The 24,525-nt window shown below is 62.8% G+C and carries 18 protein-coding genes; 3 read left to right on the top strand and 15 right to left on the bottom strand.

Features of this window, described 5'->3' with window-relative positions:
* Positions 1–64: 64 nt before the first annotated feature.
* From AOBCEHNH_RS05435 to AOBCEHNH_RS05420, 4 genes are all read right to left on the bottom strand, one after another.
* Positions 65–4,756: a discoidin domain-containing protein gene (locus tag AOBCEHNH_RS05435; RefSeq protein WP_226803307.1), complete on the bottom strand. Its 4,692-nt coding sequence runs from the start codon at positions 4,754–4,756 to the stop codon at positions 65–67.
* Between the two features lie 461 nt (positions 4,757–5,217).
* Positions 5,218–5,964 (bottom strand): phosphoribosylglycinamide formyltransferase, encoded by a 747-nt coding sequence (gene purN, locus AOBCEHNH_RS05430; protein WP_152063479.1) that lies wholly within the window; start codon positions 5,962–5,964, stop codon positions 5,218–5,220.
* Positions 5,954–7,060, bottom strand: a complete 1,107-nt coding sequence (gene purM / locus AOBCEHNH_RS05425; RefSeq protein ID WP_152063478.1) for a phosphoribosylformylglycinamidine cyclo-ligase — start codon at positions 7,058–7,060, stop codon at positions 5,954–5,956. The genes purN and purM overlap by 11 nt, the downstream gene beginning before the upstream one ends.
* Before the next feature lie 176 nt (positions 7,061–7,236).
* Entirely contained in the window at positions 7,237–8,886 is a 1,650-nt protein-coding gene (locus AOBCEHNH_RS05420; RefSeq protein WP_152063477.1) for an amidophosphoribosyltransferase, read from the bottom strand.
* 336 nt (positions 8,887–9,222) lie between these two features.
* On the opposite strand from AOBCEHNH_RS05420, the gene AOBCEHNH_RS05415 reads away from it, so the two are divergent.
* Positions 9,223–9,648 (top strand): hypothetical protein, encoded by a 426-nt coding sequence (locus AOBCEHNH_RS05415; protein WP_152063476.1) that lies wholly within the window; start codon positions 9,223–9,225, stop codon positions 9,646–9,648.
* Positions 9,649–9,666: 18 nt separating this feature from the next.
* Entirely contained in the window at positions 9,667–10,902 is a 1,236-nt protein-coding gene (locus AOBCEHNH_RS05410) for a cysteine desulfurase family protein (protein WP_152063475.1), read from the top strand.
* Positions 10,903–11,354: 452 nt separating this feature from the next.
* On the opposite strand, the gene AOBCEHNH_RS05405 is transcribed toward AOBCEHNH_RS05410, so the two are convergent.
* Positions 11,355–13,049, bottom strand: a complete 1,695-nt coding sequence (locus AOBCEHNH_RS05405; protein WP_152063474.1) for a phospho-sugar mutase — start codon at positions 13,047–13,049, stop codon at positions 11,355–11,357.
* Between the two features lie 335 nt (positions 13,050–13,384).
* Here AOBCEHNH_RS05405 and AOBCEHNH_RS05400 point away from each other — a divergent pair, with 335 nt between their 5' ends.
* Complete coding sequence (locus AOBCEHNH_RS05400) at positions 13,385–14,251, top strand: PfkB family carbohydrate kinase (protein ID WP_152063473.1); 867 nt, start codon at positions 13,385–13,387, stop codon at positions 14,249–14,251.
* Positions 14,252–14,347: 96 nt separating this feature from the next.
* On the opposite strand, the gene AOBCEHNH_RS05395 is transcribed toward AOBCEHNH_RS05400, so the two are convergent.
* From AOBCEHNH_RS05395 to rpsF, 10 genes are all read right to left on the bottom strand, one after another.
* On the bottom strand, positions 14,348–15,211 hold the full coding sequence (locus tag AOBCEHNH_RS05395; protein ID WP_226803305.1) for a hypothetical protein: 864 nt from the start codon (positions 15,209–15,211) through the stop codon (positions 14,348–14,350).
* Positions 15,212–15,232: 21 nt separating this feature from the next.
* Positions 15,233–17,005 (bottom strand): ABC transporter ATP-binding protein, encoded by a 1,773-nt coding sequence (locus tag AOBCEHNH_RS05390; protein ID WP_152063471.1) that lies wholly within the window; start codon positions 17,003–17,005, stop codon positions 15,233–15,235.
* A gap of 144 nt (positions 17,006–17,149) precedes the next feature.
* A complete protein-coding gene (locus AOBCEHNH_RS05385) occupies positions 17,150–17,824 on the bottom strand; it encodes an NUDIX domain-containing protein (RefSeq protein ID WP_152063470.1) in 675 nt (224 codons plus the stop codon).
* A 169-nt stretch (positions 17,825–17,993) separates the two neighbouring features.
* Complete coding sequence (gene purD / locus AOBCEHNH_RS05380; protein ID WP_152063469.1) at positions 17,994–19,301, bottom strand: phosphoribosylamine--glycine ligase; 1,308 nt, start codon at positions 19,299–19,301, stop codon at positions 17,994–17,996.
* 57 nt (positions 19,302–19,358) lie between these two features.
* The gene (locus tag AOBCEHNH_RS05375) at positions 19,359–20,651 is read right to left on the bottom strand and encodes an adenylosuccinate synthase (protein ID WP_152063468.1); all 1,293 of its coding nucleotides are present in this window, start codon (positions 20,649–20,651) and stop codon (positions 19,359–19,361) included.
* 129 nt (positions 20,652–20,780) lie between these two features.
* Positions 20,781–22,178 (bottom strand): replicative DNA helicase, encoded by a 1,398-nt coding sequence (dnaB, locus tag AOBCEHNH_RS05370; RefSeq protein ID WP_006723455.1) that lies wholly within the window; start codon positions 22,176–22,178, stop codon positions 20,781–20,783.
* 577 nt (positions 22,179–22,755) lie between these two features.
* Positions 22,756–23,283, bottom strand: coding sequence for a 50S ribosomal protein L9 (gene rplI, locus AOBCEHNH_RS05365; RefSeq protein ID WP_006723463.1), 528 nt, complete (start codon positions 23,281–23,283; stop codon positions 22,756–22,758).
* A gap of 11 nt (positions 23,284–23,294) precedes the next feature.
* Entirely contained in the window at positions 23,295–23,561 is a 267-nt protein-coding gene (rpsR, locus tag AOBCEHNH_RS05360) for a 30S ribosomal protein S18 (protein ID WP_006723464.1), read from the bottom strand.
* Between the two features lie 59 nt (positions 23,562–23,620).
* A complete protein-coding gene (locus tag AOBCEHNH_RS05355; RefSeq protein ID WP_006723465.1) occupies positions 23,621–24,100 on the bottom strand; it encodes a single-stranded DNA-binding protein in 480 nt (159 codons plus the stop codon).
* A 53-nt stretch (positions 24,101–24,153) separates the two neighbouring features.
* Positions 24,154–24,447 (bottom strand): 30S ribosomal protein S6, encoded by a 294-nt coding sequence (gene rpsF / locus AOBCEHNH_RS05350; RefSeq protein ID WP_118102345.1) that lies wholly within the window; start codon positions 24,445–24,447, stop codon positions 24,154–24,156.
* Between the last annotated feature and the right edge of the window lie 78 nt (positions 24,448–24,525).

Genomic DNA, 24,525 nt, shown 5'->3' with positions numbered 1-24,525 from the left:
ATTGCCTCGACAAGAAGCGCCCGCGCACCCCAAGGGCACGCGGGCGACCTCTCACTAGACGATGCTACTTGCCGGAGCGGCGGCGCAGCACGATGCCCGCGATAACCGCGATTGCGGCAACCAGGCCGACGCCGACGACGGCCACCATGGTGTTGTCTCCCGTCTGGGGCAGACCGCCGTTGGGCTTAACCGTCGCACCGGGGCGCTCGGACTCACCGGGCTTTCCAGGCTGCTCGGGGTTCCCGGGCTGCTCGGGGTTCCCGGGCTGCTCGGGCTGCCCGGGCTTGTTGTCCTCGCCGGGATTGGGACCCGGGTTGGGAGCGGCCTCCTCGTCAAGGCGAAGCGCGGCCACGCTACGAGCAACCTCTGCCTTGAGGCCGTGGACGGTGTTCACATCCCCGTCTGCCGCGGTGATGGCATCCTCGGCGGCTGCAATCGCCTTCGTCAGGTCCTTCCACGTTGAATCGGAGAAGGTATCGTGCTTGCAGGGGCCATCCTTCTTGATCTGCTTCGCAGAGGCGACCATGGCCTGCAGACCCTCGAAATCGCCCTTGGCGTCCGCATCGGAAAGCCCGATCTCGGCAGCGCTGCCAAAGTTGCCCTTGGCCGCGGTGATCACCAGGCGCACGATCTTCGCCTCAACACGGTCGAAGGAAATCGTCTTCACCTCGGCGTTATCGGCGAGCTTGCCCTCGGCGACCTTCTCGAAAGACGTGCCGTCCTTAGACACCTCAACCTTGTAGCCGGTCACAACGCCGTTGCCGCCATCGGGACGCGGCGTGTACACCAGGCCATTGACGGCCATAGGCTCACCGTTCTTGGCCTTCAGATCAAACGTATAGGGGAGCTTGGCGTTCTCGTTGCCCCACTTCGAATGCCACTTCGTGTTCACATCACCGTCGATGGCCTTCGCGGCCTCCTCGCCGCCCTGCTCGCTGTTGGCCTCGGCCTTGAGGGTCGTGCGGTCGATCAGGCTCAGGTCGCCGGCGGCCTTGAGCTCAAGGCCGTTCAGCGCGTTTACAATAGCCTGCTCGTGTCCATCGACAACCCCCTGCATCGAAGCCGGCAGGTCGCGGCGGACCCACGTCCAAGCGGCCTTCAGCTCAGCGACGGACTGCTCGGTGAACATGTCCTCGAGCTCCTTGGAGTCGAGAAGCTGCGCATATGCGTCGATGCGGCAGTAGTCGGCCTTCGCATAATCGACCTGCTCGATCTCCCCGTTGATCTTGGCCAGCAGGGCATCGACCTCGGCCTGCGCCGGGTTGTACTGCTTAAGAAGCTCGCGGGCCTGGGAAATCAGCGCGCGCAGGTTAGCTGCGTCCATGGAGCGAGTGCCATTTCCCTGCTCGGCGAGGATGGCCTCAGCGTTGAGGATCGCGTACTCGAGATCCATAGTCTTGCTGAATTCCGTTCCCTCGGGCAGCTGGCCGCCCAGACGGACATCGTCCACGTAGCCCTCGAACGCGCGGGCGGTCGATCCGATGCGCTGAACGGGGAGCATGAGGGTGGCCTTGAGCGGCTTGCCCTCGACGGTTTCGTCATCGCCAAGCGTGTCGACGAGCGTGCCGTTCACGTACAGCGAAGCCTGCTCGAACTTATTCTTGATCTCGAGCTCGACCCACTCGTTCACGGGCAGGGTGTAGTTGAAGGAATAGGCGCGGTTCTCGCGGGTAAAGCCAACCTTACCGGTGCCCTCCTGAACGGCCATGATCGAACCGTAATCGGATTCGAACAGGACCTGCGGATCAACGGAGGCACTGGTGCGCTTCACCTTCACGCGAAGATCGTTGCCCAGGCCAACGGTCGTGAGAGCGTCGTCCTTGACAGACGCGAAGGACTCGCCGCCGTTGAGCTTGAGGGCCTTTTTGCCATCGACGTCCTCGATAGCGGCGTTCTTGCCCGCCACGAGGTCGCGGCCGAGCTCGGAGGCATCCTTCAGAGAGTCCATCGCCCAATGGGCGACAACACCGTTCTTATCGGCGGAAACCTCGTACCCAAAGTCGACATTCGGGGAGTCGCCCAGCTTGGAGACGACAGCCTTGGCACCAGCCGTATCAAGCTTGCCCTTGCCCCAGGAGTTGGCGGCAAAGAGGCCGAGCGAATGGTCGATGCGGTCGTAGATGTCGTACTCGGAAACGCCGTTCTCCAGATAGTCGCACATGTCGTTCCACACGGCATAGGCGCCGCCGACCATCTGCGGGTCGCCCGCCGGAATAGCCACGCCGCTGATGGAGTTCAGCTGATCGGTATAGGCCGCATCGCCCAGGTAGTCGTAGTAGTAGCCGGCGTTCGGCACGATGTAGAAAACGCCGTCCTGGCAGTCGATCAGGTCGAAGCCGAGCTCGTACATCTTCTTGAGGTCGGCCCAACCGGGGTTCCACAGGTTCATCTCGCGATGATGCTTGCCGTCCTCGGACACGCCCTTGACCTCGACATCGCCCTTGATGGTGCTCAACGAACCCCACACGCGGGCCTTCTTGCCGTTGTCCTCGCTGTACTTGAACATGTCGTTCACGAATTTACGGTACGCGTTTCCATCCGCGGTGTACTCGTCGGCGCCCACGTGAATCGTGTCCGCACCCGCGAACACGGCCGCATCGCCGCCCTTGACGTACTCATCAAAGATGCCGCGCACGAACTTGAAGCACTCGTCGTACTGCTTGGCGATATCCAGGTGATCGTTCTGACGACCGCTCGTGCCATGGCGCAGGTCCGGACGGACCTTGGTGAGAGCCAGGGAGTGGGCAGGAGTATCGATCTCGGGGATGATGTTCACGCCGAGAACCTTGGACTCCTCGATATAGGCCTTGAAGTCCTTCTTGCTGTACCAAACGTCCTTCGCGGTCAGGTCGGCCTGGTTCTTGCCGTTATTGCCACCCTTCTTGACGTCGGACTCGAGACGGAACGCCGAGTAGGCCTGGAAAACATCCTCGTTCTTGTAGTGCTCAAGCGGAATGAGGTTGTCGTTCAGGTGAATCTGGAAGTCGTTCATCTTGTAGAACGACATCTGCTTGGTCATCTGCTTCAGCCAGTCGAGGGTGAAGGTCTTGCGTCCCACGTCCAGGATGATGCCGCGCACCTTGTAGAGCGGGTAGTCGCGGGCCGTACCGAGCGGGAAGGAGCCGGAACCGGACTTCATACCCTGCAGGATCGTCTTGCCGCCCCAGTTGGCGCCGGCAACTGCCTCGGCCGTCACGGTCATCCGATCCGCGGTTACGTCGAGCAGGTACCCCTCATCCTTGAGCCCCTTGGCCTTATCGGCGCCGAGGGTGAAGAAGATGTCGCCCTCCTGGGCAGAGGTGCCCGTGGCAACCTGAAGCCTCACGCCGGTCAGGGCCTGGTAGTCGTTGGCAAAGTCCTCCGCCATGGCCTTGAGCGAGGCGTCTCCGTACACAACACGCATCGCCGCGGAGGCGGCAAAGCTGCCGCTGCCGCCGACCCACTCGCGGAGCCCGGGTAGGACAACGGGGGCCGCGTTGGCACCGGCGGCCGTCATGCTGCCCGGGACCTTGACGTCAAACTCCTTGAAAGCATAGTCGGAAGGATCCGTCTTGCTGGAAATCTTGAAGGACGCCTTGACCGTGACATCGCAGATCGGGCGGTAAATCGTGCCGTCGACATCGATGACCTGCTCGTAGTCCGTACCGTTGTACTTGATCTCATAGCCTTCGGGAACCGCGGGCAGATCGTAGGAGAGCATCTTGGTCTCGGGCGTCACGGGATCGACAGTGACCTCGGAAAGCCAGTCATCAAGCGTCTTCTCCAGGTCGCCTCCATACACCTCGAGCTCGTGCATCGAGATGTTATCCCACTCGACTCCCCCGTCCGGATCGAGCGCGTCCCAATCCTCAACGAGCACGCGGACATAACGTGCCTTCACGGCCTTTTCCAGAGAAACGGTCTGCGTCTTCTTCGAAGGGCGCCCCGTCTCCTTGGCCGTGGTCCACTCGCTGTCCTTGGCTGGAGCGGATTCTCCGTCCGCATATTGGAACTTCACGCTCTTGGGCTTGCGAGTCTCCCAATACACACGGAAGGTCTTCACATCACGCGTAGAACCGAAATCGAGCTGGATCCAAGCCGGGCGGGCTCCAGTCTTGGTCGCCCACCGAGATTCGCGGGCAGAAGTATCCCCATCGATCGCCTTCTCGCCCGTAAGGTTTCCGTCCTCGTTGCTAGAAGTGGCGACTTTGGCCTTGCGCGCGATGTTGGTCTCGGGAGTCTGCTGCTCAGGCGCAGGGTTCGGAGCCTCTCCCGCGATATTCCAAACCTCGAGCTCGGCCACAGACACGCCATACGCGCCGTTCATACGCGTAATCTCGAGCTTGATGAACTGGGCATCGACGGGAGCATCGAGCTTGAGGCGAGTGACGGCCCCTTTGCTGCCCTTCCACTCCTTGATCGGTGCGCCCCAGCTCTTCTTGTCCTTGCTCGCATACAGCTTGAAATCGGCGCCGCAGTTGGTCTCATCTTCCCAAGTGATCTCGAAAAAATTGACCTTCTCGACCTTCTGTAGGTCCACGATTGCGGAATGGGCGTCGGTCGCGGGGGCCTCGGTCATCCAACGACCGGCCTTCGTCTTGTCACCATCGACCAGCCTTTTAGCGCTCCCTTCGTGCTCTCTTGTCACCTCAACCGATTTCTTGAGGGCCAAATTGACCTCATCGGCGTGCGCTGCCTGAGCAGGCAGGGCGATCGCCGCGGCGCACAGCAGCAATAGGCACCGAGCGGTCACCCTCTTCCAGCGCTGCATCTTCATATACATCCCCTTCCATTCGACAAAACCCCCGCTCGGCCCCTTGGAAGCTGGAGCCCCCGAGCATGGATTTGCCTACTGTAAACGTGTGCTGGTTGGGATGCTGAGCTCATTTCATGCAGCTATATTCTATATTTCAATATTTTTATGCATGTATATCTGGTATTTTACCGAAAAGACCAGTTTTGTTAACAAGTGGTACACCTGTACGTTTATGCATCAGACAAGACAATTGCTCTATATTTAATACCTATTATTTCAGTATGTTAGGCTCGCATTTTTTCATTTTCCCACCTTTTCCCTTGGCTTAACTCCCCGCCGAACGGCGCAGGTTCGTCGGCGAACGGAATGGGGGAAAGGGGTGCGGCGAGCCTCAAAAGCCGCCGCACCCCATGGCGCGATATGTATGAAGCGCAGCGAAACGAGCTGCAAGGCGCAATGCGAAACGCATCGCGCTCGGCCCGCTACGCGAGTGACCGGACCTCGACCGTGAGGTTCTCCCTCACGTGCACACGCCCGTCGGCCAGCATCTGCACGACCTCCGGATACAGCACGTGCTCGATGGCGTGGATGTGTTCCTCGAGCGTGTCCACATCCCAATCCTCCTCAACCACGAGGGAGCGCTGGGCGATGATCGGACCCATGTCGTACACGGCATTTGCGATGTGCACGGTCACGCCGGTCACCTTCACGCCGCGGTCGAACGCATCCTGGATGCCGTGCGCACCCTGGAAACTGGGCAGGAGCGCAGGGTGGATGTTGATCACGCGGTTGGGGAACGTGGCGAGCAGTGGGGCGTGAACCATGCGCATGTAACCGGCCATAACCACGTACTCGCAGCCTGCCACGAGCAGCTCATGGGCAATGACCTCGTCTGCCTGGATCGGATCGGCGTAGATCTCCTTGGACAGCGTGAGCGTCTGGATGCCCGCTGCCTCGGCGCGCTTAAGACCAAAGGCAGAGGGGCGGCTGCCCACAACGAGTTTGATATCGGCGTTGAGCGCACCGGCGTCGATGGCGTCGATGAGCGCCTGCAGATTGGTGCCGGAACCAGAAAGCAACACGCCGATGGGCAGCGGCGCGCGATCCTCGCGAGCAAGGGCTGCGCGGGCGTCCTGCAGCTCGTTGATATCGGGCATGCCGGAAACGCGGGCAGCCGCCGTGACCTCTGCCACGGCGGCGGCCAGGGACTGTTCGTCCTTACTGCTCATCGGTGTACTTCACCTCGCCGGAGCCCGCAATGCAGGTACCCACGCGGAACGGCCTCTCACCCATGGCGACAAGAGCCTCGGTCACGGCGGACTCGTCCTCGGCGGAAACGATCAGCATCAGGCCGACGCCCATGTTGAAGGTCTTGCAGGCCTCGTTGGGCGTGAGCTCGGCGTTCTCGGACACATAGGTAATGACGGCGGGAATATCCCAACCCATCTTGGAGCCGTCGCGCTCCACCAGCGCGTCGACGTTGGCGGGCAGGGCGCGGTTGAGGTTCTCGGTGATGCCGCCACCGGTGATGTGGGCAATGGCGTGAACGTGCTTGCCGGCCTCGCCGCGGAGCAGCTCGAGGATGGGCTTCACATAGATGCGGGTCGGGGCAAGCAGGCCGTCGGCCAGGGACAGACCGGGGCCGAGCTCGATGGACTCGAGCTCGGCCTTCTTAGCCTCGGCCTCGGGGGTACCGGGAACGATGCCATCGACACCGATGACCTTGCGGACCAGCGAGTAGCCGTTGGAGTGCACGCCGGTGGAGGGCAGGCCGATGATGACGTCGCCCTCACGCACGTTGGCGGGGTCGATCATCTTGGGGCGATCGACAACGCCCACGGTGAAGCCGGCCAGATCGTAGTCATCCGGACGCATGACGCCGGGATGCTCGGCCATCTCGCCGCCCACGAGTGCGCAGCCCGCGAGCTTGCAGCCGTCGGCCACGCCCTTGACGATCTTGGCCATGTGCTCGGCCTCGATATGGCCGATGGCAACGTAATCGAGGAAGAACAGCGGCTCGGCGCCGGAGGCGAGGATGTCGTTCACGCACATGGCAACGAGATCCTGGCCGACCGTCTCGTGGCGGTCGAGGATCTGGGCGAGCACGAGCTTGGTGCCCACGCCGTCAGTTCCGGAGATGAGGATCGGGTCCTCCATGTCCTTGAGCGCGGCGGCGGAGAACAGGCCACCGAAGCCACCGATGCCGCCGATGACCTCGGGGCGGTTGGTCTCCCTGACCATCTGCTTGATCGCGTCGACCGCGCGACCGCCCTCGGCGGTATCGACGCCGGCGTCCTCGTACGTTACGTGCTTGCTCTCGGCCATGTGAGGTTCCTTTCGACCCAGGGAATTCCTAGTACAGCATGATAGCAGGGCCAACGTCTCATTTGGGGACAGGTACCAATTGAGACGCCGATGCAGCGCCACCCCGGCACCCCGGCACGAAAAACGCCCCCGGCGCCGAAGCGCCGAGGGCGGATAAATCGCACGTTGGAACGCGGTTACTCGCCGTGAGCCTCTTCCCAGCTACGGTCCTCGGCCTTGTCGACAACGCAGCGACCGGTGATGGGCTCGAGCTTGCTGAGGTTGCGCGGGGTATAGCCCTCGATGAACTTGTCACGGCCGAAGCTCTCCGGAATCGCAACCGGATACTCGCCGGTGAAGCACGCGGTGCAGTAGCCGCCCTCAGGCACGCACTCGAGCAGCGCATCCACGGACAGGAACGCGAGCGTGTCGGCGCCGATGAACTCGCAAACCTCCTCGACGGATTTGGTCGCGGAGATGAGCTGGCTCTGCTCGCCGGTGTCCACGCCGTAGAAGCACGGCCAGACATCCTCCGGGCAGTTGATGCGGATGTGGATCTCCTTGGCGCCGGCCTGACGCAGCATGCGCACGAGCTGGACCATGGTGGTGCCGCGAACGATGGAGTCGTCCACGACCACGATGCGCTTGCCCTCGATCACATCCTTGAGCGGGTTGAGCTTGAGACGCACGCCCATGGCGCGCAGCTCCTGCGTGGGCTCGATGAAGGTACGGGCCACGTAGCGGTTCTTGATGAGGCCGGTACCGTAGGGAATGCCGCTCTCAAAAGCGTAGCCCTCGGCCGAAGGCAGGCCGGAGTCGGGCGTACCGATGACCATGTCGGCCTCGACCGGGCACTCGAGCGCCAGCTTGCGGCCCATGTCGTAACGGCAGGCGTAGATGGACTTGCCGTCCACGATGGAGTCGGGGCGAGCAAAGTAGACCTGCTCGAAAATGCAGTGCGCGCTCTTCTCAGCGGCGGGCACGCCCTGCTCGGACACGAGGCCCTCGGCGCTGATGCGCAGGATCTCGCCGGGGCGGATATCGCGCACATACTCGGCGCCGACAATATCGAGCGCGCAGGTCTCGGAGGCAACGACCCAGCCGGCGGTGGAGGCCACGACTGCGTCGCCCACGAGATCCTCGGCGGAGGCGGCATCGCTGGGCATGGCGGAGGCAGCCGCGGCGGCATCGGCGGCGGCCACGCCCTCGTCGTTGGTCAAGCGGCCGAGCACGAGCGGACGAACGCCGTGCGGATCGCGGAAGGCGTACAGCGCCTCCTCGTTGATGAGCGCCATGGCGTAACCACCGCGGATGAGCTCCATCGTCTTGCGAATGCCCTCGCGCAGATGATGCGTCTCCTGGGTGAAGTAGCTGATGAGCTTGAGGGCGACCTCGGAATCGGAGCTCGAGTTAAAGGGTACGCCGAGCTCGATCAGCTGGCGACGCAGCTCATCGGTGTTCACCAGGGTGCCGTTGTGGGCGAGGGCCACGATGACCTCGCCGATGGTGGAAAGGTGGGGCTGGGACTCCTCCCAGCTCTTGGCGCCGGCGGTACCGTAACGCACGTGGCCGATGGCCAGCTGGCCCTTGAGGGCGTTGATATCGGCGTTGGAGAACACACGGCTCACCAGGCCGAGGTCCTTGCGGACCATGACGGTGCCGCCGTCGCCCACGGCGATGCCGGCGGACTCCTGGCCACGGTGCTGCAGCGCGCGCAGGCCGAAGTAGGTCAATCGAGCGACGTCGCGGTCGGGCGCCCAAACGCCGAACACGCCGCACTCGTCATGCGGATGGTCGGTGTCGGAATCGAACGCGGTGAATTCGGACAGATCGGCGTCAAAAGACATGCGAGTTCCCCTCTTGGTTGCCATACACGGCCATACGTTGGAAATTATACGCGCGCATCGTGCGTACCAAATGTACACGCTGAATCGACACGGCTTTGCAAAAAACGCACCCCGGTCTCAGCCCGGGGAACTCAATTCAGGGACAGTCCCCAAATTGAGTTCACCGATGCACCGTGCCGCCGCGAGCGACTTCAAATGAGGCCTCTCCCTAAAGTGAGGCTTGGCTGCGCATGGTGGAGTGGTGAAGAGAGCGCGCTTTCGGCCCAAAGCTATGCGCGCAAGGCAAACGTTGACCATACAATTGCGTTATCGAACCCGCTATTCAACGAGGTGTTCATGGACGAGCAGACATCCCAGCCGCGCCCCGTCATCGGAGGGACGCGCAAGCACATGGGGGTCGCCACGAGCGACCCGACCTACCTGCCGCCCGTGGACAACCCCAACGCACCCGCATCGGACCGCAAAGCGCGCGTCCCCGTGCGCAAGGTTTCGTACGGCAGCGGGGGCTCCGCCCAAAACGGCATCCCCTCGGGCCAATCGCCCTCGCGCATCCCGGTCGCCAGCCCAACGCTGCAGGTTCGCACGCACGAAGGCGGCGGCAATATCTCCCCGAGACGCAACTACATCTCAACGCCCAAAAAAGGACGCGCTATCTTCACCTCCCGCCAGGACCGTCAGCGCAGGCGAATCAAGATCGCCCTCGGGATCATGATCGTCGCCGCGATCGCCCTCGCCCTGTTCTGGTTCTTCGTTCTGCGCTAAGAGATTCGACCATCGCCCATGACCGACATCATGCCCTACATCTATGCCGACAACGCGGCCACCACGCCGCTCTCGCCTCGCGCGCTCGAAGCCATGACGCCCCATCTCACCCGCTCGTTCGGCAACCCGAGCGGAATCCACCGCATGGCGCGCGAAGCCGCCGTCGCGCTCGGAGAGGCACGCGGCACCATGGCCCGCCTACTTGGCGCCGAGCATGCCGGCGAGATTTACTTCACCAGTGGCGGCTCGGAATCCGACAACTGGATCCTGCGCGGAGCCGTGCGCCGCTTCCGCGACGCATATGGCGAACGTGCCGTCCCCCACATCGTGACCAGCGCAATCGAGCACCACGCCATCCTGCACTGTTGTCAGGCCCTTGAGGCCGAAGGCGTTCGCGTCACATATCTGCCGGTCGACGCGCAAGGCCGCGTTCACCCCTCCGAGCTTGGACGCGCACTTGAAGAACATGACGCGCGCGAAGTAGCAGCCGGCACGAACGCCCCTGCGGCACTCGTTTCGATTATGCTCGCCAACAACGAGGTCGGCACCATCGAGCCCGTTCGCGAACTCGCCGCCATCGCCCACGCGCACGGTGCGCCCTTCCACACCGACGCGGTGCAGGCCGTGGGCCACATCCCCGTCGACGTGCAGGACCTCGACGTCGACGCGCTCTCGCTCTCCGGCCACAAGTTTCATGGGCCGCGCGGCATTGGCACCCTGTACCTGCGCGAGGGCTTTTCCATCCCGCCGCTCATCGCCGGCGGCGCCCAGGAGCGCGGCGAGCGGGCGGGCACCGAGAACCTCGCCGGCATCGTCGGCATGGCAACGGCGCTTGAGGAGGCGTGCGAGCACCTCGCGGCCGACATGACACGCATTTCCACCTTGCGCGACGCGCTCATCGACCATCTCTTGGAGCACGTCGACGGCATCCGCCTCACCGGCGCGCCCATCGCCGCAGGTCTCGACGGCCGCCTTCCTTCAATTGCATCTTTCACATGCAACGACGTCGACGGTGAACTGCTCGTGGTCTTGCTTGACCGAGCAGGCGTTGCGGCCGCCACGGGCTCGGCCTGCTCAACCGGCTCCACCGAACCGTCGCACGTCCTCACCGCAATGGGCATCGATGCCACAACGGCACACGGTGCCTTGCGCCTTTCCCTTGCAAGCAACGTCACCGCCGAAGACATCGCCCTGCTCAGCGAACGCATTCACACTTGCATCCGCAAGGCGCGCCTCATCAGCTCCACGCGGTAACGGACCGTCCCTGAATAACGGTCCTCCACCCGTCGACCCACTCATATCATCAGGCGCCAAAGCTCCTCCCAGCCGACCCAACCGCGTCGCAAGGCGAATGACCGCGTCGCAAGACAAGCTCGATGAGGTTTTTCGTATCCATTTTGAGTTTTCATGAGTACGGGGGCATTTCGACCAAACTCGACTTGCGCTTTTTATTGCAATTCGCCCCGGCTACTCACCGAATCGCAAAATCAATACGAAAAACCTCATCGAGCTCACGCCCCACGCACCTCGAGCCCTCATCTTGCCCTCGATCGCGACAGAGCTTCAAAAAACGGGCCGCCCGCATCTGCGAGCGGCCCGCCTTCGGCCTCGGGGGACATGCAAAACGCACCCGCCCCTAATTACACACGGCTGCCTTGCTCCGTGGACCTCAATTCAGGGACTGTCCCTAGATTGAGGCTGGAACGCTAGGACAGCAGTTTGCGGCCATCCTCCTCGATGGCGCCGATGAGCGCATCAGCGGCAGCCGCGTCATCGCCCTTGGCAAAGATGTAAAGCTTGATCTTGGGCTCGGTACCGGAAGGACGCACGATGGCCTTGTTCCCGCCCTCAAGATCGAACTCGATGACGTCGGCCTTGGGCAGACCGTTCACGCACGTGGCGTAATCCACCACGGCCTCGACCTTGGCGCCGGCGATCTCGGCAGGGGCCTCGGCGCGCAGACCGGCCATGATGCCGGCCATCTTGGCGGCACCATCGGCGCCGGGGTAGCTCAGCGAGACGGTCTTGTTGTGATAGAAGCCGTGCTTCTCGTACAGGGCGCGCATGGCCTGGACCAGGTTCTTGCCCTGCAGCTTGTAGTACTGAGCCATCTGGCAGATGAGCATGGAGGCGTTGACGGCGTCCTTGTCGCGCACGTGATCGCCGGAGAGATAGCCGTAGCTCTCCTCAAAGCCAAAGATGAAACGGTCGACCTCGCCGGCGTCGGACAGACCGGTGATGATATCGCCGATGTACTTGAAGCCCGTGAGGCAGCGACGCAGTTCGAAGCCGTATTCCTCGGCCAGGGCATCCACCATGGCGGAGGACACGATGGTGGTGACGGCAACCTTGTTAGACAGGTCCTCCCCGCGCTCGGCGCGCATCTTGCAGATGTAGTCGAGCAGCAAAACGCCCATCTCGTTACCGGTCAGCAGCGTGTAATCGTCGCCGTCGGCGCAGGCAACGCCCACGCGGTCGGCATCCGGGTCGGTCGCGAGCAGCAGGTCGGGCTTGACCTCCTGGCACAGGTCGATGCCCTTCTGCATGGCCTCGCGGATCTCGGGGTTGGGATACGGGCAGGTCGGGAAGTCGCCGTCCGGGTCGCGCTGCTCGGGAACCACGGTGATGTCGGTCACGCCCACCTTGTTGAGGACGGTAGTGACCGGGATCAGACCGGTACCGTTGAGCGGCGTGTAGACGAGCTTGAGCGGAGCGTTGGCGATCTGCTCGTCGGTGAGGTTGTTCACCGACTTATCGGCCACGGCGTCGTAATAGGCGTCGAGGACCTCGTCACCGATCCACTTGACCAGGCCCTGCTCCACAGCTTCATCGAAATCCATGGTCTTGACGTCGCGGAACGGGTCGCAGGCGTTCATGGCCGCGGAAATGGCGTCGGCCGCCTCTCTCGTGATCTGGCAGCCATCCGGGCCGTATGCCTTGTAGCCGTTATAGGCGGCCGGATTGTGGCTCGCGGTCATGCAGATACCGCCGGAGCACTCGAGGTAGCGCGTGGCCCACGAGAGCGTAGGCACGGGGGAGATCTTGGGATACACGTACGAGGTCACGCCGTTGGCAGCCAGGATCGCCGCAGTGGTCTTGACGAACAGCTCGCCGTTGTTGCGACTGTCGCGTGCGATGGCCACGGTGGGCTTCTCGAAGTGCTTTACCAGGTAATCGGCGAAGCCCTGCGTAGCGCGACCGACGGTGTAAATGTTCATGCGGTTGGTGCCGGCGCCGAGCGTGCCGCGCAGGCCAGCGGTGCCGAACGCGAGCTCCTGGAAGAACGCGTCGGTGATCGCCTCCTCGTCGCCCGCCTCCTTCATGGCCTTGAGCTCCGCAAGGAGCTCCTCATCTTTCACATTCTCGATCCAAACGGAGAGAAGCTCGTGCACATCTGCCATGGTGAAACCCTTCCCGATGTTGGTTACGGTGCGGGAGCGCCGTCAGCGTACGAGCGCGCCGCACCTGCATAATACGCCCTCGAACGGCCTTCGCGAACAAATTCCCGTCTCATCTCAGGATTATTCGGCGAGGGATTAGAAAGTCTCAATTGGGGACAGGTGCCAATTGCAACATTTTGCCTACCGATTCGCCAGCGCCAAGCACCGCCAGCGGCCCCACGCCCACACATGGGCGCAATTTGTGCCTGTCCCAATTGCGCAATCGCACCCGCCGCAACCGGTGCTACCCTGTACCCGTACGCTGGTCCATAAGTCCGCGGAAAGGAAACCGAATCATGACCAAGCTTTATCAGCGCGAAGGCGCGTACATCCCGCGCGTCGCGGCCGTCCACGACATGTGCGGCTACGGCAAATGCTCCCTCGGCGTGGCGATACCCGTCCTCAGCGCCGCCGGCGTGGATGTCTGCCCCGTTCCCACGGCCCTCTTCAGCGCCCACACCAAATTCCCCGTCTTCCACATGCACGACACCACTTGCATGCTCGAGGCTTACCTCGACGCTTGGCGTGAGGAGAACGTCGATCTCGACGGCGTATATTCCGGCTTCCTCGGTTCGGCCGAACAGGTCGCCGTCATCCAGCGCCTCTATCGCGAATACCCCAACGCCCTTCGCATCGTCGACCCCGTCATGGGCGACGGCGGCGTGAAGTATCCTACCTACACCGACGAGCTGTGCGAGGCCATGGCGGCCCTCGTCGACGGCGCCGACGTGCTCACCCCCAACCTCACCGAGGCCTCCATCCTCACCGGCATCCCCTACGAGGGCCAGGACGTCTCCGTCGAATTCGTCCAGAAGAATGCCAGCGCCCTCCTCGACATGGGCGCAAAGACGGTCGTCATCAAGGGCATCGTCCACGGCGATGAGCCCATCATCCGCAACTACCTCGCCGGCGCCACCGAAGGTGGCCAGGTCGAGGAGGTCTCCAGCGAGCTGCTCCCCTACATGCTGCACGGCACGGGCGACCTGTTCGCCAGCGCCCTCACCGCCGCGATCTACACCGGCCGCACCGCGCGCGAAGCGGTTGATTTTGCCGGCGAGCTCGTGCGCGATGCCATGCGCATCACCCGCGAGCAGCCTGATTTCGAGATGCGCGGCGTATCCTTCGAGCCCACGCTCGGCAAGGTTGCCGCACTGCTGGCTTAAGCCACGCGGGGTGCGCGGCCTTCCCATTTCCCCGAACGCAAAAAGGGCATCGACCTCGAGTCGATGCCCTTTCTCATATTCTGTGCGGCAGCCCGGCTATTCAGAGAACAGCGCGGCCTCCTCTTCACGCATGCGCAGATCCTCGTCGATCTCGGCCTGTGTGGCGCCCGGGTCCTCGGCCAGCGAGCTCACCGAGTTCACCTGCTTTTGAATCGCCTCGGCAAGATCGTCATCCATGCCGATGATCTTGAGCTCCCAATCGATGTTGGACGGCGTGGCGGACTGCGTCTTGGTCCATACGAAGGTGAGCATCGCTCGACGGGCGCCGCGCGCCGGCAAGAAGCCGAACAGGCTGTCATGCTGGAACGTGCCGCTATCGTCCACAAGGGCGTACACGTTGTAGACCACTCGATTGATCTTCTCGTTGAGCAGGGCGTTCGTCGCCAAAGCCGAGGCCTGGATCTGCGAGTTGGACAGAAGCTCGAGCTCGTTGCGCGAATCGCTGTCGACCACGGAAACCTCGATCGTCCCCGTCTTCTCGCTCGCCTCGTTCACCGTGAACTCACGCGGGAACTGCGTGAAACCGTTGCCCCACTCCACACCGGAGTCCATCGCGTGCGACACCGTCTCGGCGTTCGCGCGGTCGGACAGGTTGGCGGTGTTGAGGCGGCGACTCACACCGTAGACGATCTGCATGCCGAGAACGAACACGAACACGCCCATGATCACCAGCACGGCCGTGCGAGAGATGGTCTTGCTCACCTGCGAGCCCGAGGGGTCATCATCGGAAAGCGGGTCGATCGCGGCGCGCTGTGCCTCTTTCTTCGCCGCCCTCTTCTTCGCCCTTCGGCTGCCAAAGATGCCGCGAGAGAACTGTTCGCACCCGGGGGCATCGTCGGGGTCGAGCACGCCCGATGCGTCGAGCTCGGCGAACAGGTCGCGCGCCTCTTCCGGTGTCATTTTGTGCTTTTTGCCCATCGCCTACCTCACGTCACGCGCTCGTGCGCCCTCGAACTGCATTCGATAGTACCGAGCATACGTGCCGCCACGAGCGAGAAGCTCCTCATGGGTGCCGCGCTCCACAACGCGACCACGCTCCACCGTCGCGATCTCATCGGCGTTTTTGATGGTCGAGAGCCTGTGGGCGATGATAATCGTGGTGCGGTCGGCGGCGAGGCGTTCGAGCGATTCCTGCACCGCCTCCTCGCTCTCGTTGTCCAGCGCCGAGGTGGCCTCATCCAGGATCAAGATCGCCGGATCCTTGAGGAAGACGCGGGCGATCGCCACGCGCTGCTTCTGTCCACCGGACAGGCGGCTGCCGCGCTCGCCCACCACGGTGTCGTAGCCTTCGGGCAAGCTCGCAATGAAGTCGTGGATGTTCGCCTTGCGGGCGGCGTCTTCGATCTCGGCGTTCGTGGCCCCTGGACGGCCGTAGGCGATGTTGTCGCGCAGGGTGCCGTCGAACAGGTAAACATCCTGCTGCACCAGACCGATCGCGCTGCGCAGGCTGTGCTGCGTGACATCGCGCACATCCTGGCCGTCGATGGTAATCGAACCGCTCGCGACATCGTAGAAGCGCGGGAGCAGCGCGCAGGTCGTCGACTTGCCGCCACCGGAGGGACCCACCAGCGCGATCGTCTCGCCGGGTTTGATGGAGAGGTTCATGTGGTCGATCACCGGATGCACCTCGGCACCCGCCTCGGCTGCCTCGCCCTGCTCGTAGGAGAAGCACACGTCGCGGTACTCGATCGCGCCCTCCGTCACCTCGAGCGCGCGTGCGCCGGGCTTGTCTTGAATGTCGGGCGCGGTGGCAAGCACCTCGTCCATGCGGCGGAATCCCGCAATGGCCTTTTGGAACATCTCCGTTGAGTTCACGAGCGTCTCGATGGGTCCGGTGAACAGGCTGATGTACAGGGCGAACGTGGCCATATCGACGGCCGTCATCTGACCTTGCGCCACCAGGTAACCGCCGAAGAGCACGATAGTGATGTAGTGCATCGCCGTCATGACGGCGCTGGTCGCCTGATAACTGCCCATCACCTTGTACTGCGCGACCTTCGAATCGAGATATCGACCGTTCGCCACGCGGAACTTCGCACGCTCGGTCTCCTCGTTCGCAAAGGACTTCACCACGCGCATACCCGCCAGGGAGTCCTGAAGTTGCGAATTCACCTCGGAGATCTTGGTGCGGTTATCGGCAAACACGCTGCGCATGTGCAGGTTCTGGCGAACCATAAGCGCCACGAACACAACCGTGACCAGCGTGAGAGCACCAGCGAGCTCAGGCGAGATGGTGAAGAGGATGGCCAGGGCGCCGATGATCTTGATACCGCAGATGATGATCCATTCGGGCAGGTGATGCGCGCCCTCACAGATGTCGAAGAGGTCGTTAACCACGCGGCTCATCATGTCGCCCGAGTTATGGGCGTCGAAGTAGGCGAAACTGAAACGCTCGTACTGGTCGAACAGGTCCTCGCGCATGCGCGACTCCATGCGAGCACCCATGATGTGCCCCTGTGCGGAGACGAAATAAATGCATGCCGTACGAACGATATAAAGCCCCACGAGCCCGAGCCCCAGGAACAGAAGCCCGTCCATGATGGCCGCCGCGCCCTCGGTGAACAACCCACCCGTCAGCGCGCGCAGGATAATCGGAAACGCCAGGTCGATCCCCGCATACGTCAATGCGCAGACCGTGTCGGCGATAAACAGCCCCTTCTCGGGCCCGTAATACGAAATGAAGCGTTTAAACATAGGCATCTTTCCTGCAACAGAATTCATTTGCGAGCATATCGGCTCATGTGAGGTAGGCCCCGAGAGGGGTCAAGGGTTCGGGCGATTCCGCAGGAACGAGGACCAGCCCAAACCCTTGACCCCTCTCGGGGCCGGCGGGACGAATTAGAGCCTATGCGAGATCGCATCGCAGGCAAGCGCGCCCACAACGGTCTTGGCGTCCTCGATCTTGCCGTCGAGTACCGCGTCGATCAGCTCGGCCAGCGGCACCAGATCAACATTCACGAACTCATCGTCGTCGGGATTCGCGCCGCTGAAGGTGAGACCCGTCGCCATGTAGATATGGATGACCTCGTCGCAAAAACCGGGAGTCGTGGCGATGGTGGTGAGGTACTGGATGCGGCCGGCGGAGAACCCGGTCTCTTCGAGCAGTTCACGCTTGGCGCAATCGAGCGGATCCTCGCCCGGATCGAGCTTGCCCGCGGGAATCTCCACGGTCACGCGGTCGATCGCGGTGCGGTACTGACGCACGAGGACGATCTTGCCCGTCTCCGTCAGTGCGACCACGGCGGCTGCGCCGGGGTGGCGCACCAGGTCGCGGCTGGTCACGCGGCCATTCGGCAGCTCGACCTGCGCACTGCGCACGTCGAGGAACTTGCCGTGCCATGCCTGCTCTTCAGAGATGATGCGCTCGTGAAGCCCGGCGTCGCGCGGATCGTCGTCACCTAAAACGAGCGCCTGCTCGGCCTCCTCGACCGGCTGCTCCCCCTCAATGACCTTGGCCTCCCCTGCGGGTCGCTCGTTCTCGATGACCTCGGCCTCGAATTCCTCGTTATCCATGGCTCTCTCCCTGCCCGCGCATACATGCGCGTTGAAATATGGGGTAGGAATGTCAAAACCCGCCGGAAAATCCAAGCGTTTTTCGACATTCCTACCCTCTAAACCAGCATTCGCACAGTCCCCGGCGTCGGCGCATGAAACCTTTGCGCGGGCGCGGAGCAACCGCGTTTTACGCGTCCCAAGCGTCGCGGCCGCGAAGGGCGCGCAGGCCGATATCGCGGCGAAGGGTCTTGCCCTCAAAGGCGATCTTCTCGCACGCGGCGTATGCCAGGTCGCGGGCGGCCTCGAAGGTCTCGCCGAGCGCGGTCACGTCGAGCACGCGGCCGCCGGAGGTGACGAGCTCGCCCTCCTCGTTCACGGCGGTGCCGGCGTGGTACACGGTCACGTTCTCCATGGCCTCAGCATCCTCGATACCGGTGATGACTTTGCCCTTCTCATACGAACCCGGGTAGCCGGCGCTCGTGAGGACCACGGACACGGCCCACTCGTCGCACCACTCGAGCTCGACCTCGTCCAGGCGTTGCTCGGCGCAGGCGAGCATAACCTCGACCAGGTCGCTCTTCAGGCGAGGCATCAGCACCTCGGTCTCGGGGTCGCCAAAGCGGGCGTTGTACTCGATGACTTTGGGACCCTCAGGCGTGAGCATGAAGCCGCCATACAGGCAGCCGCGGAAATCGATGCCCTCGCGATTGGCGGCGGCGATGGTCTCGTCCAGGATGCGGCACATCTCTGCGTGCTCCTCGTCCGTGACGATCGGCACGGGGCTGTACACGCCCATGCCACCCGTGTTGGGACCGAGGTCGCCCTCAAGGGCGCGCTTGTGGTCCTGTGAGGTCGCCATGGGGCGGACGGTCTTGCCGTCCGTGAAGGCGAGCAGCGTGCACTCAGGACCGGTCAGCATCTCCTCGATCACCACGGTGCTGCCCGCAGCGCCAAACGCACCGTCAAAGCACTCGTGCACGGCCTGCAGGGCCTCGTCGAGAGTAAGGGCCACCACAACGCCCTTGCCGGCGGCCAGGCCATCGGCCTTCACAACCACGGGGGCGCCCTGCTCGCGAACGTAAGCGAGGGCGGACTCCTCGTCGGTGAAGGAACCGTAGGCTGCGGTGGGAATACCGGCACGAGCCATGAGCTCCTTGGAGAAACGCTTGGAACCCTCGAGCTGCGCACCCGCGGCACCCGGGCCAAAGCACGGGATACCGGCCTCGCGCACGGCGTCGGCCACGCCCTTCACGAGCGGGGCCTCGGGGCCGATTACAACCAGGCCGCAGCCGGTCTCACGGGCGAAATCCGCAACCGCAGACGGATCCTCGGCGTCGAGGGCGACGTTCTCGCCCAACCCAAGCGTGCCGCCGTTGCCCGGGGCGATGTAGAGCGTGCCGCAGCGCGGGGACTCGGCGAGCTTGGCAGCCAGGGCGTGCTCGCGACCGCCGCTGCCCAGCAGCAGGATGTCGATGGTGTTCTCGGGTGCGCTCATGCGTCCTCCTCTAGAGCAAGGCGCCGCCCAACCGGACGGCGCGCTGACTTGGCTGAATTACTTATTCCAGTCGCGAACGATCGTCTGCTCGCGGTCGGGGCCCACGGCCACGAAGCTCACCTTGCAGCCCGCCAGGTTTTCCACGTAGGTCACGTAGTCCTGGGCGGCCTGGGGCAGCTCCTCGAACGTGCGGCACCCAGTGATGTCGCACTTCCAGCCGGGCAGCTCCTCGTACACGGGAACCGCACGGGCGAACGCCGCGGTGTGCTCGGGCACGCTGGTATAGCGCACGCCGTCGCAGTCGTAGGCAACGCACACCTTGATGGTGTCGAACTCGGAAAGCACGTCGAGCTTGGTGAGCGCGATGTCGGTCAGGCCGTTCACGCGGGTGGCGTAGCGGGCGATCACGCCGTCGAACCAACCGCAACGGCGACGGCGACCGGTGGTCACGCCGTACTCGTGGCCGGCCTCGGTGAGGGTGCGGCCCTCATCGCTCGTCTCATAGTCGAGCTCGGTCGGCATAGGGCCGGAGCCCACGCGCGTGATGTAGGCCTTCATGATGCCCAGAACGCGGTCGATGTTCTTCATGCCCACACCAGAACCGGTCACGGCGCCGCCGGCGGTGCAGTTGGAAGAGGTCACGAACGGATAGGTGCCATGGTCGATGTCGAGCAGCGTCGCCTGGGCGCCCTCGAACAGGATCTCCTTGCCCTCCTCCACAAGGTTGTTGAGCAAAAGGCCCGTCTCGCAGATATAGGGGCGCAGACGCTCGGCCATGGGCAGATAGGTCTCGCAGATCTGGTCCACGGTGTAAGCGGGCATATCGAAGATGCGCTCGAGCTGCGGGTTCACACGGGCGAGGGCGATCTCGAGCTTCTCGCGGAAGGTCGCCTCATCCATGAGGTCCTGCATGCGGATGCCGATACGGGCCATCTTGTCCTGGTAGCAAGGGCCGATGCCGCGCTTAGTGGTGCCGATGTTGTTCTTGCCGAGCAGCTCCTCGTACGCGCCGTCGAGATCGACGTGGTAGGGCATGATCACATGAGCGTTGCCGGAGACCTTGAGGTTGGCGGTGGAGATGCCGTCGCCCTCGAACATGTCGATCTCCTCAAGCAGGACGGCGGGATTGACCACGCAGCCGTTGCCGATCACCGACACGCAGTCGGGGTACATGATGCCCGAGGGAACCTGGTGCAGGCCGTACTTCTTATCGCCCACCACGATGGTATGCCCGGCGTTGTTACCGCCCTGGTAGCGGACGACGCAGTCAAACTCGGGTGCGATCAGGTCGCAGATCTTGCCCTTGCCCTCGTCGCCCCACTGGGTACCCACCAACACTGTTGACGGCATGGCCACTCCTCAATTCAATCGCCCGGGTACATCGACCCGGACAGGTCTTCGAACATATCGGACGAGCGTCCGACCGCGGGGTCAAACGGCCCAGCCCTCACATTATAGGCGCGAAGCGCCTACCTCGCATTACTCAACCGCGTGTTCGTCAATCTCATAGAACTTGGTCGAGGCGGGCAGGAACATCAGGTCCACGTCACCAACCGGGCCCGAACGGTTCTTGGCGAGGATCACGCGCGTGATGCCAAAGTCCGGTCGGTCATCGCGCTCGGCCTCCGACTCGGTGCTCGAACGGTCGAGCAGCATGATGATGTCGGCGTCCTGCTCGATGGAGCCCGATTCACGCAGGTCGCTCATCTGCGGGCGCTTGCCGGTACGGCCCTCGAGCGAACGGTTCAACTGGGAGAGCATGATGACCGGCACGCCGAGCTCCTTGGCCATGATCTTGAGGCCACGGCTCATCTCAGAAACCTCGACGGCGCGGTTGCCGTTGTAGTTCTTGCCCGCAGGCGGGTTCACGAGCTGCAGGTAGTCGAGAATGATGACGGCCTTCTCCTTGTTGTGGAGCATGCGGCGCGCCTTGGCGCGGATCTCGGTGACCGTCGTGCCCGGGGTGTCGTCGATCAAGATATCCAGACGCCCCAGCTCGTTGATGGCCTCGTTGATGTTGGCCCACTCCTCGGGCGAGATGCGGCCCGTGCGGAAGTTGGACATGTTCACCATGGCCTGGGCGCAGATGAAGCGCTGCGCGATTTCCTTGCCGGACATCTCCAGGGAGAAGAAGCCCACCGTGTACCCGTCCGCGGCGGCGTTGAGGGCCAGGTTCAAAGCGAACGAGGTCTTACCGACGGCAGGACGAGCGCCAATAACGACAAGCTGGCCCTCGCGCAGACCCATGAGCATGCGGTCGAGCGTCGGATAGCCCGTGGGCGCACCATGGACGTCGCCGCCAGCCCGCGCAACCTCCTCAGCCTCCTGATACGCCTCGGCCATAAAGTCACCGAGCTCGCGATACGAGCTCTTCACCTCTCGCGCCGTGACGGAAAGCAACATGGACTCGGCGCGCTCAATGACCTCTTTCGTGTCGATCGGGGCGTCGTAGGCCAAAGCGCTGATCTGATTGGTCGCCCCGATGATCTCACGCAGCATGGCGTCACGACGGACGATGCCGGCATGATGCTGCCAGTTGGCGAGCGCGAGCGTATTCCCCATGAGCTCGAGGACATACGCCTCCCCGCCCACGGCCTCGAGCTTGTCGATGGAGTTCAGATAGTCGATGAGGGAGATGGAGTCGATCGGAATCGAGCTTTCGTACATCGCGCTCATGGCGACGAAAATCGTCTTGTGTGACGGGCGATAGAAGTCATCGGGCATGAGCTCGACGAGGGCCTCCTCGACAACCTCGCCCGAGAGCAGCATGGCAGACAGAACCTTTGCCTCGGCATCGATGTTGTTGGGCAGCCCCTTCAGGGCACCGCGGTCAATCGAGGCAGAGGGCTCCCACCCAAAATCGTCAGCTCCGCTCATCGCACTCCTTTCCTAGCCTCATGGCACACGCGCGCTGCATGGCGCGTTCACCGGGTCCTGGGACACACAATGGTAGGGCATCTGAGACCGAGTTCCCAGCGTCACGACCCCAGGTAGACCGTTTTATCGACGAGAGGCCCAACCCGTTCCAGCTGTTGATAACTCACCGTCTTGAGCTGGGGACAATACGGTTATCAACGTTTTCAACAATGTGGATGACTCGTGAGGCCGAAGTTATCCACAGAAATGGGCATGACCTGCGGGTTTGCAGTGAACGTCCAGCGCTTACTTTCCCTTAATACAGTGTTTACCTGCATGTTTAGCATTTTCGCAGGTAGATGCCTATATATAGATCGAATGTCATGCCTTTGGTGAACATGCCCCAGGGCAAAAGGAACCCGTTTCTCAGTCTGGGAAAGCCCGTTTACCTGGCACTTCAGTCACCACCACGGCCGCAACCTGTGGATTTCTCGGAATTTACCAACATGCACCCAGCACCATCGCCGAACTTTCCCACAAAAAAGCCCCGCGCCTAATGGCACGGGGCTCATGAGTCGCGTAACTCGAAGCGAGTAAGCTACTCGGCAGCAGCCTCGGTCTCGACCTCGGCGGTCTCCTCAGCGGCGACCTCCTCAGCCTCGACGGTCTCCTCGGCCTGCTCCTCGACGCCCACCAGGACGACGATGGAAGCCTTGATCTCACGGTAGATGGAAATCTCCACCTCGTGGGAACCGGCGACCTTGATCGGCTTGCCAAGCTCAACGCGCTTGCGGTCGATCTCAACGTCGAGCTCGGCCTTGATCGCGTCAACGATCATGGCAGCGGTGACGGAGCCGAAGAGGACGCCCTCCTCGCCGACCTTGGCGTCGACGGCGACCTTCTGGCCGTCGAGCTTAGCCTTGAGAGCGTTGGCGTCGGCCAGGCGGACAGCCTCACGCTTCTCGATGTTGTTGCGACGCTCCTCGAGCTGCTTCAGGTTACCCTTGGTAGCAGCAACGGCGAGCTTCTGCGGAATCAGGTAGTTCTCGGCGTAACCCTGAGCGACGTCGATGACGTCACCCTCGCCGCCCTTGCCCTTGATCTCACCAAGCAGAACAACTTTCATGGGTACCCTCCCTACTTCTTCTCGCGAGGACCGCGGGTGGACACCACGGGCACGGCGTACGGCAGAAGAGCCATCTCGCGGGCACGCTTGATAGCGTTCGCGATGTCGTGCTGATGCTGCGTGCAGGCGCCAGTGACGCGGCGCGGCTTGATCTTACCGCGATCGGTCATGTACTTGCGAAGGAGCTGAGTATCCTTGTAGTCGATGAACTCAGTGTTCTCCTTGCAGAACTGGCAGTACTTGCGACGCGGCTGACGGGCAGAATAATCATTAGCCATGTCTCAATACCTTTCGTGACGACGGTTCGAGCAAACTCTCACCGTCAATTACACATCCCTTAGAACGGGATGTCCTCATCGTAGACGTCGACCGCAGGGGGAACCGGAGCCGCCATGGGCGCCGGAGCCTGCTGCGGAGCGGGCGCGGGGGCGTAGCCGCCCTGCTGGCCGTAGGACGGGGCGGGGGCGTAGCCGCCTGCCTCACCCTGCTGGCCGCGGGACATGAACTCGATCTCATCGACGATGACCTCGAGCTTACTGCGGCGCTGGCCGTCACGCTCCCAGGAGCTGTAACGGAGCTTGCCCTCGATAGCGACCTTCGACCCCTTCGAGAGATAGCGGCTCACGGCCTCCGCACGGGTGCCGAACATCGTGCAGTCCACGAAGTTCGGGTAGTCCTCCCACTCGCCCGTCTGAGGATTGCGACGACGGTCGTTGACCGCCACGCCGAAGCTCAGGACCTGGGTGCCGCTCGCAGTGGCGCGCAGCTCGGGATCGCGGGTGAGATTACCGGAAATGTTGACTCGATTGATGCTCATACGTGTTCACTACCTCTCACGCGGCGTTAATGGGCCGCATCCATACAAATGACCTACTCCTGGTCGTCGCGACGGACGATCATGTGGCGGATCACGGCGTCGGTAATACGAAGCACGCGATCAAGCTCCGCGATGGAAGCCGGGTCTGCATGGAAGTTGATGAGGGTGTAGTCACCTTCGGTGAGCTTGTCGATCTCGTAAGCGAGCTTGCGCTTGCCCCACTCGTCGACGTTGTCGACCTTACCATTGCCCTCGGCGATCGTGTTGTCGATGCGCTTCATCACGGCGAGACGAGTCTCGGGATCGAGGTTGGGGTCAACGAAGAACAGCAGTTCATAAGCCTTCATGTGGTCACCTCCTCTGGACAAACGGCTTCGGGTCGTGAAGGTGCGCCCGAAGCAGGAAAAGACGTGCTAACTATAGCC

The sequence above is a fragment of the Collinsella intestinalis genome (assembly GCF_902501455.1).
GTDB lineage: Bacteria > Actinomycetota > Coriobacteriia > Coriobacteriales > Coriobacteriaceae > Collinsella > Collinsella intestinalis.
The sequence above is the reverse complement of the archived record's forward strand: the minus strand, read 5'-3'. Positions and strand labels throughout refer to the sequence as shown.